This is a genomic window from Vibrio cidicii (genome assembly GCF_009665415.1).
Taxonomy (GTDB): domain Bacteria; phylum Pseudomonadota; class Gammaproteobacteria; order Enterobacterales; family Vibrionaceae; genus Vibrio; species Vibrio cidicii.
Window position 1 is genome coordinate 279,506 of record NZ_CP035922.1, and the last position, 14,014, is coordinate 293,519.

The 14,014-nt window shown below is 52.9% G+C and carries 14 protein-coding genes; 8 read left to right on the forward strand and 6 right to left on the reverse strand.

Annotation, left to right across the window (positions count from 1 at the left end):
* A complete protein-coding gene (locus EWA64_RS16755; RefSeq protein ID WP_061896097.1) occupies positions 1–1,008 on the forward strand; it encodes an HD domain-containing phosphohydrolase in 1,008 nt (335 codons plus the stop codon).
* Positions 1,009–1,041: 33 nt separating this feature from the next.
* Here EWA64_RS16755 and EWA64_RS16760 read toward each other — a convergent pair whose 3' ends face one another.
* Positions 1,042–1,437, reverse strand: coding sequence for an ACT domain-containing protein (locus EWA64_RS16760; RefSeq protein ID WP_061896096.1), 396 nt, complete (start codon positions 1,435–1,437; stop codon positions 1,042–1,044).
* A 90-nt stretch (positions 1,438–1,527) separates the two neighbouring features.
* Positions 1,528–2,919, reverse strand: coding sequence for an aminotransferase-like domain-containing protein (locus EWA64_RS16765; RefSeq protein ID WP_061896095.1), 1,392 nt, complete (start codon positions 2,917–2,919; stop codon positions 1,528–1,530).
* Positions 2,920–3,034: 115 nt separating this feature from the next.
* Here EWA64_RS16765 and EWA64_RS16770 point away from each other — a divergent pair, with 115 nt between their 5' ends.
* The 3 genes from EWA64_RS16770 (at position 3,035) to EWA64_RS16780 (ending at position 5,562) form a co-directional block, all read left to right on the forward strand.
* On the forward strand, positions 3,035–3,928 hold the full coding sequence (locus EWA64_RS16770; RefSeq protein ID WP_061896094.1) for an EamA family transporter: 894 nt from the start codon (positions 3,035–3,037) through the stop codon (positions 3,926–3,928).
* A 108-nt stretch (positions 3,929–4,036) separates the two neighbouring features.
* Positions 4,037–5,203: an AAA family ATPase gene (locus tag EWA64_RS16775; protein WP_061896093.1), complete on the forward strand. Its 1,167-nt coding sequence runs from the start codon at positions 4,037–4,039 to the stop codon at positions 5,201–5,203.
* Between the two features lie 137 nt (positions 5,204–5,340).
* Positions 5,341–5,562 (forward strand): hypothetical protein, encoded by a 222-nt coding sequence (locus tag EWA64_RS16780; protein ID WP_061896092.1) that lies wholly within the window; start codon positions 5,341–5,343, stop codon positions 5,560–5,562.
* 90 nt (positions 5,563–5,652) lie between these two features.
* On the opposite strand, the gene EWA64_RS16785 is transcribed toward EWA64_RS16780, so the two are convergent.
* Both EWA64_RS16785 and EWA64_RS16790 read right to left on the reverse strand, forming a co-directional pair.
* The gene (locus EWA64_RS16785; RefSeq protein ID WP_061896091.1) at positions 5,653–6,348 is read right to left on the reverse strand and encodes a pirin family protein; all 696 of its coding nucleotides are present in this window, start codon (positions 6,346–6,348) and stop codon (positions 5,653–5,655) included.
* Positions 6,349–6,378: 30 nt separating this feature from the next.
* A complete protein-coding gene (locus tag EWA64_RS16790) occupies positions 6,379–6,828 on the reverse strand; it encodes a DoxX family protein (RefSeq protein ID WP_039464065.1) in 450 nt (149 codons plus the stop codon).
* 366 nt (positions 6,829–7,194) lie between these two features.
* On the opposite strand from EWA64_RS16790, the gene EWA64_RS16795 reads away from it, so the two are divergent.
* The 4 genes from EWA64_RS16795 (at position 7,195) to EWA64_RS16810 (ending at position 11,746) form a co-directional block, all read left to right on the forward strand.
* Complete coding sequence (locus tag EWA64_RS16795) at positions 7,195–9,258, forward strand: alpha-amylase (protein WP_061896090.1); 2,064 nt, start codon at positions 7,195–7,197, stop codon at positions 9,256–9,258.
* A 211-nt stretch (positions 9,259–9,469) separates the two neighbouring features.
* Positions 9,470–10,237 (forward strand): DeoR/GlpR family DNA-binding transcription regulator, encoded by a 768-nt coding sequence (locus tag EWA64_RS16800; RefSeq protein ID WP_061896089.1) that lies wholly within the window; start codon positions 9,470–9,472, stop codon positions 10,235–10,237.
* A gap of 1 nt (position 10,238) precedes the next feature.
* Positions 10,239–11,279 (forward strand): oxidoreductase, encoded by a 1,041-nt coding sequence (locus EWA64_RS16805; protein ID WP_061896088.1) that lies wholly within the window; start codon positions 10,239–10,241, stop codon positions 11,277–11,279.
* A complete protein-coding gene (locus EWA64_RS16810) occupies positions 11,276–11,746 on the forward strand; it encodes a heme-degrading domain-containing protein (RefSeq protein ID WP_061896087.1) in 471 nt (156 codons plus the stop codon). Before EWA64_RS16805 ends, EWA64_RS16810 begins: the two co-directional genes overlap by 4 nt.
* A 73-nt stretch (positions 11,747–11,819) precedes the next feature.
* On the opposite strand, the gene tyrS is transcribed toward EWA64_RS16810, so the two are convergent.
* Together tyrS and EWA64_RS16820 are read right to left on the reverse strand one after the other, a co-directional pair.
* On the reverse strand, positions 11,820–13,082 hold the full coding sequence (tyrS, locus tag EWA64_RS16815) for a tyrosine--tRNA ligase (RefSeq protein WP_061896086.1): 1,263 nt from the start codon (positions 13,080–13,082) through the stop codon (positions 11,820–11,822).
* An 86-nt stretch (positions 13,083–13,168) separates the two neighbouring features.
* Positions 13,169–14,011: a helix-turn-helix transcriptional regulator gene (locus EWA64_RS16820; protein WP_061896085.1), complete on the reverse strand. Its 843-nt coding sequence runs from the start codon at positions 14,009–14,011 to the stop codon at positions 13,169–13,171.
* Positions 14,012–14,014 lie beyond the last annotated feature (3 nt).

Consider the following 14,014-nt stretch of genomic DNA (forward strand, 5'->3'; position numbering starts at 1 on the left):
ATGTCTTTGCTTGCTAAACCTACACCACGCATCCTTATCGTTGATGATGAGCCAGCAAACCTCAAGGTTATGCGTCAGGTGTTGCAGGAAAACTACCGCTTATCGTTTGCTCGCTCAGGACAAGATGCGCTGGCGCTGCTGGAGCAAGAAAAAGTCGAGCTGATTCTGCTCGATATCATGATGCCGGAAATGACCGGATTTGACGTATGTCAGCGGCTGAAATCCAACCCCATAACCGCAGCGATTCCGGTCATTTTTGTCACTGCGCTGCGTGATTCCATTGATGAAGAAACGGGTTTTGCCCTTGGCGGGGTCGATTACATTACCAAACCGATTGTGCCCGCGATTGTGCGTGCGCGCGTGAAAACTCACCTTTCGCTGGTCAACATTGACGCTTTACGTGAGGTGCAAATTGATTTGATCCAACGTCTTGGTCGTGCGGCTGAATACAAGGACAACGAAACGGGGATGCACGTGCAGCGCATGAGCCACTACTCGAAAATTCTTGCCATGGCGGCGGGCATCGATGAAGAACGTGCTGACGAGTTGCGGATGGCGGCTACCATGCATGACATTGGGAAAATTGCTATTCCCGACAATATCTTACTTAAACCCGGAAAGTTGGATGAGCGAGAGTTTAGCCACATGAAAAAGCACGCGGAAATTGGCGCGAGCATTTTAGCCGAGCCACGCTCCGCGTTGGTGGCGCTGGCGCGCAGTATCGCCATTACTCACCATGAAAAATGGGACGGCTCAGGTTACCCGAATGGATTGGCGGGTGAAGCTATTCCACTGGAAGGGCGTATTGCGGCGATAACGGATGTGTTTGACGCTTTAACCAGCGAGCGGCCTTACAAAAAAGCGTGGCCGATTGAAGAGGCGATCAAGTTTGTTCAGGCGCAATCGGGCAAACATTTTGATCCGCAATTGGTGGCGTTGTTTATCGAGCAACTGCCTAAAATTCTTGAGATCAAAGAGAAATTTAAAGAAGAGAGCTTTCAGCGCTAATATCACAATGGCAGCCCAACAGGGCTGCTTGTCTCACTCTGCCAATGATTCCAGTGCTTGGAGCGCCGCCTGCGCTTTCTCTTGTGGGACAAAAATATGATCATGGTAATAACCAGCGACCACATTGGCGCTGATGCCATGCTCGGCGAGCTGGCTCGCAAACGCCGCCGTCAAGCCAACCGCTTGCAAACTGGAATGCACCGTTAACGTAATCAGGCGAAAGATGCCATCAAATCTCAGGCCGCCAAACTCGGCTTTGTCGCGTGGCACAACCAAGGTCAGCCCTTCTTGCTCACGAAAAGTTGCCATCGGCTCTAGGTGCAAATAGTCGGCTAATGGGCCATCAACGCAGCAGAAAACGTACTCACCGTCGAGCAGTTTGGGTGACATGGATTTTAGCAGTAGGTCTAAATCGGTAATCGCGCTCATAATAACTCCTTGTAAAGTGGCTTGGCCGCAAGCTTACGCGGCGATTTGGCTGAAGTACACCGCATGATATTAATCCATGATTAGCTGCGCTTATACGCTTTGCCGGCACTGGTGAATCAGTGTTATCAAGGTGTCGAGCTGCGCTTTGGCCTCATCTTGTAAGGGATACCCTGCGTTGATGCGCAGACAATCTTGATACAAATCCAACGTGGTGAAGAGTTGCCCTAAACGTACATCCAACCGCTGCTCTTGTGCCTGTTTCGCAAAGGTATCTGTATCAATGCCGGGTATCTGAAGCCAGATAACCATGCCGCCTTGCGGTTGGCTGATTTTCACCTCAGCGGGTAGATGGGCGCTGAGATACTGAAGGTATTCTCGCTTCAGCTGCGCCAATTTCTGCCGCCGCTTTTTGACCTGACGAGCATAGTGCCCCGAGGCGATATAGTCGGCGACGGCAAGCTGTATGGGGGTTGCTACGCCGTAGCTGCTGACCGAAAAGCGGCGTTGATAGGTCTCAAGATAGCGCCCGGGCAGGCACCACCCCAGCCGATAACCGGGAGAGAGGCTTTTCGACACCGAGCCGCACCACAGTACATAGCCATCGGTGTCGTAACACTTTGCCGGTAGCGGCGTTGTTTCTTCGTGGCTCAACTCCAGATACACGTCATCTTCAATCACTGGGATCTGGTATTGGTTGGCCAACTTTGCCAAGGCCTGTTTCTGTTTGACCGACATAGTGATGCCCTGCGGATTCATGTGCGAGGTGCAGAAGATCGCTGCGGTGACCACGCCTTGCTGGAAATGGGTCTCCAACTGAGCGAGATCAATTCCGTCATCCAGTGAGGGAATTTCGACGATGCTGCGTGACATCTCGCCAAGGAGCTGCAAAATGCCGTTAAAACAGGGGGAACTGATGGCGATGGCATCCCCCGGCTGTGTGCAAGCTTCCAACGCAGTTTTGATTGCCGACATGCATCCTGATGTCACCACAACCTCGTCAGGAGAAAAATGCAGCCCGAGCGGCGTAAAGTGATCGCTCAGCGCGGTGCGTAGTGAAAGCTCGCCACGGCTGTCTGGATAGCGATTGAGTCTGTCCCCCATGCGCTTGACCGCACGGCGAAAACTGCGTTCCAGTTCAATCACATCTGCCGCTTCACTGTGCGTGCTGGACACCCCAAGCGGCCCATTAAAGGCGGCAGGCAACTGGTGATTGGGTTTCGCTGTAGAGATTTGGCTGACAAACTGTGTCCATTCTGGGGTGGCGTGAGAAACCATACTGGCTGAAACAAAATAGCCCGCTTGCGGCCGGGCGTGAATTCGCCCTTGGGATTCCAGCTCCTGATAACAGCTGATAGCAGTCGACAGACTCACCGCTTGCTGTTTGGCAAGTTGGCGCAGTGACGGTAGGCGGCTGCCGGGTTTGCGTCGGCCTTGTTCAATGTCGCTAACAAACTGCTGTGCCAGTTCTTGATAACGGCTCATCTTGCGCCACCCCTTTAAAATTGTACTGGTTTTAATTGTAAAAATTGTATCTGTATCCCTTTGCTTGCTCAAGCCATACTCCGCCTATCGATGATTGGCGTAGAAGGGAGAGAGTATGAAAAGAGAAGATCTGCTGTTGGCGGTTGCGGTGATGGCGATATGGGGGTTTAACTTCTCAATGATCAAGTTAGGGGTGAGCGAAGTGCATCCGCTGCTGGCGACGGCGGCCCGTTTTACCTTGGCCGTGTTTCCGGCGATATTTTTTATCTCGCGGCCCAAAGTCGCTTGGCGCTATTTGGCGGCGTATGGATTGGTGTTTGGTGTGGGCATCTGGGGCATGGCCTCTTGGTCGATCACCGCTGGCTTGTCGTCGGGAATGTCCTCGATCTTGCTCTCGACCAACGTGCTGTTTGGCATGCTGATGGGGCTGGTGGTGTTCAAAGAGCGTTTGTCGCGTCGCAAATTACTCGGCGCGGGCTGCGCACTGGTGGCGCTACTGATTTTGGTGTTTGCCACCCAAGGTAATATTACTCTCAGCGGCTTGGTGCTGATTTTAACCGCTGCGATGAGTTGGACCGTGATGGGCGTGATCGTCAAAGCATCAAAAACTACCCAAGCATTTGCATTTAACGTGTGGGGAATGTTGTTTGCTCCGTTGCCACTGGTGCTGTTTGCGCTGGCGCTACACGGGCCAAATATTCTGTGGCAAGCGGCGGAAAAATGGAGCACGTTCACTACCATAGCGGTGGTGTTTCAGGCCTATCCTACGACGTTGTTCGGCTATTGGGTGTGGAACAAAATGCTGATTAAGTATCCGTTAAGTACCGCTGCACCCCTGACGCTATTAGTGCCGATCTTTGCGTTAGTTAGTGGTTTCTTTATGTTTGCAGAAACCCTGACACTGGCACAGATCATCGCTTGCGCGCTGTTTTTGCTCGGTATTGGTTTGATTGTTAAACCAGCCAAACCAATGCCGTCGCTTGCTGAAGCAGAGTTGCAGGTACGCTAGTCGCATCAACGTCGTGAATAAAATAGCGGTGTTAGCAGGAGGCAGGATGGTTTTTGCTGAAAGACTTCTTATGCTAGGATTTCTTCGCATCCATCATCAGAGAATCCTATGCTGACCGCTTTAGCGATTAACAATTACCGTTCCATTCTTGATCTGGTCATCCCGCTTGGGCCGCTGAATGTGATCAAAGGGGCGAATGGGACGGGCAAATCCAACCTCTACAAAGCGTTGCGCTTACTGGCTGAAACGGCGCAAGGCGGTGTGGTTTCTGCCTTGGCAGCCGAGGGCGGCTTAGACTCCACCTTTTGGGCTGGCCCGGAAAAAATCACAGCGGCCATGCGGCGTGGTGATCAACCCGTTGAGCAGAACGTGCGGCAAGAGGTGAAGCGTCTCAGGCTCGGTTTTTCGACCGAGCACTTTAGCTACGCCATCTCGCTTGGGTTGCCAACGCCGACGATCTCCATGTTTGGTCGCGATCCTGAGGTAAAGCGTGAGTGCATCTGGAACGGACCTGTCTATCGTCCGGCGAGCGCCTTGATTGACCGCACAGGTGCCATGATCAAGTCACGTGAGGGTCGAAGTTGGCAGGTCGTTTCACAGCATATTGCGACTTACCACAGCATGTTCGATCAAATCGCCGATCCCATGGCTACCCCTGAAGCGTTTACTTTGCGTGAAATCATTCGAGGGTGGCGTTTTTACGACCACTTTCGCACCGATAAGGACGCGCCAGCACGCCAGCCCCAATTAGGTACAAGAACGCCAGTGCTGCACCATGATGGTCGAGATCTCGCTGCCGCATTGCAGACCATCATTGAAATTGGGGACAAAGAGACGCTGTTTAAAGCGATTGATTACGCTTTTCCCGGTGCGACCATTCGAATTCTCAACCACAGTGATGGCCGCTTTTCGTTGGAGTTTAAGCAGCATGGGCTTTTGCGACCACTAAGCGGAGCAGAACTGTCTGATGGTACTTTGCGCTACTTGCTGTGGGTTGCTGCGCTATTGACGCCCCGTCCACCGAGTCTGATGGTGCTCAATGAGCCAGAAACTAGCCTGCATCCTGATCTGCTGCCCGCTTTAGCGCGGCTGATCCTTCACGCCAGTGCCCATACTCAAGTGTGGGTCGTGTCGCACGCGCCCCGATTAATCGCCGCGCTGCAAGCTCACCCAGAATGCAACGCTATCGAGTTAGATAAAGATTTTGCTCAGACTGTGGTGCCGAGTATGGATATTCTTTCTACCCCTAATTGGCGATGGCCGGATATGGGGTAGGAGCGAGTGCTATTTGACTAACAACGAAACGCGCACGTTTTAAGAAGAAAAAATTGCCTGGGTCGAACCATTGAGTTTGATCGTTTATAGGTTGATAGTTACACTGACGATGTCAGATATCCTAATAGGGCAAGTTCATGAAGCAGGAAAAAGCAGAAGCGAACAATTCTCAGACTACACGTAAGTTTGTGCCTAAAGCTGAAAATTTTAAGGTGAGCACCTCTTATGAAGGTCTTACAGCAAGTGGTAAGCCCCAATCCCTAGAGGCGCTAAAACGTCAGTGGGTAGACGCTAACATACAAGGATATGTTGGCAACTTATCTCTTCTAGAATCAATTTTTGACCAAGCCATTCGTTAGATACTGTTTTTCAAGCTCGTTCTAATTCCCGCTAATACTTGGGTTAAAGGCGACTGCGCATTTCTGCGATATCGCCTAAGTTTGTCTGGTCTAGGGCAAATCAAACACCAATGCGGTGACGGTTTCACTGCCTGAACTGCGCAGTTCAATCGCGGTTTGATCCACCACTTTGGCGCCATCCCCCGGCTGAAGTGTGGTGCTATCAAGCGATAGCGAGCCACTAACCAGATGCACATACACCTTGCGTCCGACTTGCACTGCTAAGCTAAATGACTCGCCGGATGCTAAGATCAGCTGTGATAAGGTTGCATCTTGCTTAATGTGCAGTGTGCCTTCTCGGCCATCAGGTGTGGCGATGGGCGTCAGTCCCGGCTCACGACCAAAATCTTTCTGCTGATAGCCGGGCTGGCCGCCGAGGCTGTTGGGCTCAATCCAGATTTGCAGAAAACGCAAATCATCTGCTTTGGAAGCGTTGAACTCACTGTGGTAGATGCCTTTGCCTGCCGACATCAACTGGAACTCACCCGCTGGCAATGTTTGTACGTTGCCCTCGCTGTCTTTGTGCGCAATGGTGCCGCTGAGCACGTAGCTGATGATTTCCATGTCGCGATGACCGTGGGTCTCAAACCCTGCCCCAGGGATCACCTTGTCATCATTGATCACACGCAGTGCGGAAAAGCCCATGTGCTGTGGATCGTAGTAACTACCAAACGAGAAAGTGTGTTTACTGTCGAGCCAGCCAAAGTTGGCGCGCCCGCGCTCTTGTGCTTGTCTTACGCTGATCATGATGTCTCCTGAGATCTCTGTGAGAGTGGATTATTTCCCAGCCAGTTTCTGGCTAAGAATGCTATCTAGGCCCAGTTTACCAGCGCCCGAAAAAGCCAGTGATACGCTTGCAGCCAGCAGAGCCAAACCAAATTCGTACCCGTTGTTGGCCATAAACAAGCCATTCTCAAGGTGTACAGAGACAATCGCCACCAGCATGGTAAAGGCAAGCGCAAATGCAGCAGGGCGAGTCAGCAAGCCAAGTAAAATGGCCAATCCGCCGAAGAACTCGGCACTACCTGCTAGGCCAGCCATCAACATGCCAGGGCCAAGGCCGATGGAATCCATCCATTGTCCGGTTCCTGCAAGGCCATAACCGCCAAACCAACCAAACAGTTTCTGCGCGCCGTGAGCCATAAAAATGATGCCGATTGGCAAACGAAGTGCCAGCGCGCCGTAACCTGCTTTCGATTCAGCTAAGCTTTTGATTAGTGATTTCATCTTCATATCCTCAATAATTTTTAATGTCTTTTTGTTTTGAGAGAGGCTTTATCTCTCAAGCATTGAAGCAAGTTTAGAGGGAAGTGTCGCTTACGATAATCACTGGTTGGTGATTGAGACGTTCAATTATTTCGAATGAATTTGGTGGGGGTTAAGGGGGGCGATCACTGCTGATTTGTAATGGATAGCCGCGTTTCGTTTATCTTCGAGCAGGTGGTTGAGCGAATATTCATCGCCTACGCCCTTGATTGGCGAACTTGTGATAGAGGTTAAATTTTAGGGCGTAGTGGCTGTGAATGATGTCCGTTGCCACAGAGTTTTTTACCATGCACGGTGAACAGAACTATTCTAACAACGGACTGAATGATGAAACTCAATGCCATTACCCTGACTTTATTGCTCAGCTCGGCCGCCGCGGTCGCTGAGCCCAATCTGACCATTTCAACCACCACCAACAGCCGTGATTTCCCACTCAGCGCCGAGCAGCCGTTAGTGGTTCCGCTCGTCAAAGATACCTACACCCTAAAAGTGACCGGGCTTGAGGGGAACTGCCAAGCGCAGGATGATCAGCGTATTAAGTTTAACCAACCGATTTCACTAAACTGCGGCAAAACCACCGAGTTACCGCTGAAAATCCTCTTTAGCGGCGATTACTCTTTTGCTTTTGATGCAAGCGCGAACACCTTGACCTTTAAGCGTGAACCGAAAAAGGTCGCCAAAAGCGAGTTTAAGCGCCCCGTGCCGCAAGTTGAATGTGAAGTGTACGCTGGAGGGGAAGTGAGTGTGAACCTTGGCGACACCTTTGCTGACGGCACTGAACTGCGCGACGCGTACAGCGGCCAAATTGTGACGGTAGAAAACGGCGCTGTGTCGCTCACCCCTGCGGCGGGCTCTGGCGGTCTGCTGCTGCTTGAGCCAGTGACCCCGGCCAAGTCAGATGTTGGTTTTGATTACCGCAACGCCAACATCTACTTTGTTATGGTTGATCGCTTCCACAACGCCGACCCGAGTAACGACAACAGCTACGGGCGCAAAAAAGATGGCAAAGAGGAAGTGGGGACGTTTCATGGCGGCGATTTGAAAGGTGTGATTGCAAAGCTTGACTACATTCAAAGTCTTGGCACGGATGCGATTTGGCTTTCGCCGATTGTCGAACAAGTGCATGGCTTTGTTGGCGGCGGTGACAGCGGTTCGTTTCCTTTTTATGCGTATCACGGCTACTGGACGCGGGATTTCACCAAAATTGACCAGAACTTTGGCAACGACGCCGACCTAAAAACCTTGGTCGATGAAGCGCACAAACGCGGCATCAAAGTCTTACTTGATGCGGTGATCAACCATTCCGGCTATTCGACCTTGGCTGACTTACAGTTTGATGGCTTGAACGTTATCAAACCCGAGGGTCAACTGCCGCCCAAATGGGCAGATTGGCAGCCACAAGCAGGCCAGAACTGGCACAGCTACCATCAAGCGATTGATTACCAAAGCCAGAACTGGCAGCAATGGTGGGGGCCAGATTGGGTGAGAACGGGGCTGCCCGGCTATCAGGCTCCGGGCAGCAGCGACATCACCATGTCGTTGGCCGGTCTACCCGATTTCATCACTGAATCGACCCAAGCCGTGACGCCGCCCGCTTGGCTGCTCAACAATCCCGGTACGCGTGTTGTGGCGAGAGAAAACTACAGCGTGGCCGATTACCTGATTGAATGGCAAAGCGATTGGGTGAAACGTTTTGGTATCGACGGTTATCGCGTTGATACAGTGAAGCACGTTGAAGGCGAGGTGTGGCAACGGTTGAAAAAAGCCGGCAGCGAACGCCTTGAAGAGTGGCGTAAAGCCAACGGAAAAACCGGTGAACCCTTCTGGATGATGGGCGAAGTCTGGGGTCATTCGGCGTATCGCAGCCCTTATTTTGATGATGGCTTTGATGCCTTGATCAACTTCGACATGCAGAAAAAACTGGATAAAGGCGCGGCCTGTTTTAGCCAAATGGCGGACACTTATCAGGATTACGCTAATACTATCGCCAAAGAGAAAGATTTTAATCCGGTCAGTTACATGTCTTCTCACGACACGGAGCTGTTTTTCAGCCGCTTTAAAGACTATGCGATACAGCGTAACGCCGCCAATGCATTGCTGCTGAGCCCCGGCGCGGTGCAGGTTTATTATGGCGATGAGATCGGCCGCAACATTGGCCCGTACGCCGACGATTTCCATCAGGGAACGCGCTCAGATATGGTCTGGACGCTCAATGACCAGCAGCAAGGCTTGTTGAAACACTGGCAGGCCGTCGCCAAATTCAGACAAGCTCACCCGGCGATTGGTGCTGGCGTACATCAGGTGATAGAGCAAGAGGGGGCGTATGTTTTTTCTCGCACCAAAGGCGATGACAAGGTGGTGGTCGCTTTTGTCGGCCGAACGGAGAATTAGTCAGCATAGACCTCACCCATACCATCCCTCGACAAAGTTCGAGGGATTTTTTTAACTTTTCCTGTATTACCCGTCGCAAGCAGATGAGCTTGATTACAACCGAGACAAATAAAAACAGCAAAAACGGGTCAAGATCACAGCGAAAAAGATCTCGACCGCCAGCGTTTAACTCGGCATAATGCATTAAAACTACTTACGTGATTTTAAGTTTATGACGCAAGAAGAGCGCCTGATTCACTTACAAATGCTGATTAAGCAGCAGGGGAAAATGACCCTGACTGATATCTGTGACCAATTTGGCGTATCGCGTGATTCCGCGCGGCGCGATCTGGTGAAGCTCACTCAGATGCCGGGCATTCAGCGCATTCGAGGCGGTGCGATGCTGGCGCCGGTATCGCCGAAAAGCGAGCCGTTCTCGGCCAAAACCGTCAGCGCGAGCAAGCACGCGTTGGCGCAGTGCGCGGCATCCATGGTGGATGCGCAGGATTACATTGTGCTCGATACCAGCACCACGTTGGCGCTGGTCCCCGGTTATCTGGCGGCGCCTGCGACTATCGTGACCAACTCAGTCAACACGCTGGCTCAGGTTGAAGAAGGCTCTTCGCATTCGGTCCATTTGCTGGGCGGCCATTTCGATCCCTACAGCCGCGCTATTTTAGGCGCGCAGGCTGAACAGCAAATGGCTGGCTATCATGTCAACAAGGCGTTTATTGGCGTGTGCGCGCTGTCTGAGCGCGGCCTGACCACCAATGATGAACAAGAAGCGTCGATGAAACGCGCGATGATGGCGCAAGCGCAGCAGATCATTTTGGTGTGCGAACAGCACAAAATGGGCACCGAGAATTTCCATCACGTGTGTGATGTGGCGGCGATCGACATGGTGATCACCGACGCGCCACCCGCGCCAGCACTGCAAGAATTATTTGACCGTCACGACATTCAGTGTGTTGTGGCGACTGCACCAGAAGGACAGTTTTGATATGACTTACGCTCCGGTAAAAACCGCCGTGATTGGCTACGGCTATTCGGCGAAAACCTTTCACTTGCCTTTCATCAACGCGCTGCCTGAGCTGACGCTGAGTGCGATCAGTTCCAGCCAACAAGCCGCAGTCGCGGCCGATTGGCCGAGCGCGCAATGGTTTGGCGATGCGAATGACCTGCTGGACAACAGCGATGCGGAGCTGGTGATCATCACCGCGCCGAACGATGTGCATTACCCGTTGGCCAAACGTGCGCTGCAAAATGGCAAGCACGTGATTGTTGAAAAGCCGTTCGTGACCCGCATTGAAGACGGCGAAGAGCTGATTGCGTTGGCGGCGGAAAAAGGCCTAACGCTGAGCGTTTTCCATAACCGTCGTTGGGATGGCGATTTTCTCACCCTGCAAAAGCTGATGGCACAAGGGCGTTTGGGCGATATCAAACTGTTTGAATCCCACTTCGACCGCTACCGTCCACAAATTCGTCAGCGTTGGCGTGAACTGGCGCAAGATGGTGGCGGTATTTTGTTTGATTTGGCACCGCACCTGCTGGACCAAGCGCTGGCGCTGTTTGGTTTGCCACAGGCGATCAATGCGCAGTGCCGCATGATGCGCCCGGGCGCGACGACCATCGATTACTTCAACCTAATCCTGCACTACCCAAATCATTTGGTGCACCTGCATTCGAACCTCTACAGCCCAGAGCCGAATCTGCGCTACAAAGTGCTGGGCAGTTTGGCGAAGTATGAGAAATACGGCCTTGATCCGCAGGAAAGCTACCTCAAAGAAGGCAAGCAGCCGGACAGCCCACAGTGGTCGCAGGAAGCCGCGTCGCTGTATGGTCAGCTGCACAGCGAAACGGGATCACAAACCATTGCGACCGAACTGGGCGGCTATCAGCTCTATTTCAAAGGCGTAGCGGATGCGATTCGTCTCGGCACGGCCAACCCGGTGCCGCCAGAGCAGGCGTTGCAAAACATTGCGCTGATTGAAATGGCGCTGGAGAGCAGCAAAACGGGCCAAACGTTGCAGGTTAACTTATGAGCCTGACATTATCCGAGATTGCGCAGCAAGAAGAGACGCTGCAACTGAACCATTTTAACCACGATGTCGCGTGGCAACTAGGCTGCGTTCTAAAACAGATGGCGGAAAGTCAGCAAGCTGCGGTGGCGATCGAAGTGTATGGTTTTGGCCAGACGCTGTTCCAATACGCCATGCCGGGCACGTGCGCGGATCATCTCGATTGGATGCGCCGCAAACGCAATTCGGTGCTGCGTTATGGCCGCAGTTCTTACTATCTGTCGCTGTACAACGCGCAGAAACAGCGCGAATTTGAGACGCAACCGCACATTGATGCTGCGGAATATTGCGCTCATGGCGGCTCGTTTCCGATTCGTATTGCCGGATCTGGATTGGTGGGGGCGGTGACGGTTTCTGGTTTGCCTTCTTTGCACGATCACAATTTGGTCACGCAGGCACTTGCTCAGGTGATGGCTGAGAGCGAAAAATGAGAAAAGCCCGTGCTGGGCTTTTCTTAGTTTGGCGTTATTCACAAGATTTTGATGCTTTGTTTACAGTGTAAATTTAGCTCAGTTTGATCAACGCAAACTGTTTCTTACCGCGTTGCAGCAGGTAGTAGCGATCGAACAGCGCAAAGCTCTGGCTCAAATTGGCGTCGGCCATTTTTTCCCCGTTGACGCGAATGGCGCCATTGGCCAACCATTCGCGCGCCTGACGTTTGGAGCTGGCGAGTTGCGAAGCGATCAGCAGTTCAACCACATCATCTGCGGTGCTGACGGTGGTGCACGGCAGCCCATCCAACTCCAGTTGCGCCAGTTCATCCAGGCTGAGCTGTGCAACTGCGCCGCTGAACAGGGCGTCACTGATGCGTTGCGCGCTCGCTAAGCCCGCTTCGCCATGCACAAATGCAGTGATGTTCTCGGCCAGAATTTGCTGCGCTTGCGGTTTGCCGCTTCGCGCGGCATCTTCGGCTTCAATGCGTGCAATCTCGTCCACCGACAGGAAGGTGTAGTAACGCAGAAAACGGTATACATCGGCATCGTCGGTGTTCAACCAGAACTGGTAGAACGCGTAGGGCGAGGTCTCGCTCGCGTCCAGCCAAACGGCGCCCCCTTCGGTTTTGCCAAATTTGCTGCCGTCGGATTTGGTGACGAGTGGCAGCGTTAAACCATGCACGGTTTCATTGTTCAGGCGACGGGTGAGGTCGATGCCGCTGACGATGTTGCCCCATTGATCGTTACCGCCAATTTGCAGGCGACACTGATGTTCGCGGTTCAAATGGGCAAAGTCGAACGATTGCAGCAGCGAGTAGCTGAATTCGGTGAACGAAATGCCTTGGTCCGGGCGAGCCAGACGCTGTTTCACCGATTCGCGGTTGATCATCGCATTGACCGAAAAGTGTTTGCCGATGTCGCGGAAGAAGTCGATCACATTCACTTGGCCCGTCCAATCGGCGTTATTGACACACCGCAGTGGCTGGGTGAGATACGGCGTCATGGTGCGCGTGATCTGCTGGCGTAAATCGTCCACCCATTGCTGCACGGTCTGCGCTGAGTTGAGTGTGCGTTCGGTGGCTTTAAAGCTTGGATCGCCAATCATGCCCGTTGCGCCGCCAATCAGCGCAATGGCTTGGTGCCCCGCATCCTGAAAACGTTTGAGCATCAACAGCGGCACCAAGTGACCGATGTGCAGGCTGCCTGCGGTTGGATCAAAGCCGCAGTAGAGGGTTTGCGGTTCAGAGAATAGGGCGGTGAGTTCATCGAGCGATGTGCTTTGCGCGATCAGGCCGCGCGCGGTTAAATCATGAAATAGGGTTTGAGAATTCATACAGCCTCCAAGATGTCTTGCAGGCAGAGTAACGGATAGTGAGTCGTGTCGGCGATGTCCCTAAAGGGATAATCGCGGTGATTGTCTCAAGCGCGTGGTGAGTGGTTTGGCGCGCCAATCAGGTGATTTAAAAACAGCTGAAACAGTTCACTGAGCGAGGCGACATGGAGCTGCGCGTAGATGCGCTTGCGATGGTTTTTGACCGTGCCGTGTGTGATGCCCAGCTGCGTGGCGATCTCTTGCGAATCCAGCCCTTGTACCAGCAAGGCGGTAATTTGCTGCTCGCGTGGGCTCAGCAGTTGGGTGCCAAAGCTGGCCAGTGCGCGCTCCACCCAGCGGCGCATGTCGGGCGTGTGGTTGGTCTCGCTCTCCGGCGTGGTGTCATCGCTGTGGGCCAGCAGCAGCGCATTGGCGCTCCAATGTTGGCGGCAGAGCGGCGCCAGCGTGTGGAATCGGCTTTTAAGCGCTTGTCGGTCCTGCGCGGAAAAACGGCGTCCAGCAGCAAGGTGGCCAAGGTAGAGCAAGATCCAGCGCTCACTGTCGAGTTGCACTGCCAGGCTCATTTCATCCTGCCAGCCAGTTTGCGGATAAAACTGCTGCTGGTAATGGTGTTGCTGATAACTGTGCGGCGCACCGCTCATCTCGCTGAGATGAAACACGCCTTCTTGCTGCGTATCGGCCACCAAACGATAGAACGGATCGTGCTGATATGACTCGGTCAGGTAGCGTTGAAACAGCAGTTCGCGGTTATTCGGAATCGAATCGTAGAGATAAATCGGGTGTTTGTTGTGGCGATAGCCAAGCATCACCGCGCAGTCAAAATCGACAATCTCGCGCAGCAGTGCCACATAGCGCGACGTAAAGGCGGGCGTATTGAGTGCGATAATCGCATCACCTAAGGCGTGATATTCTAACAGACTGACTTGCATAAC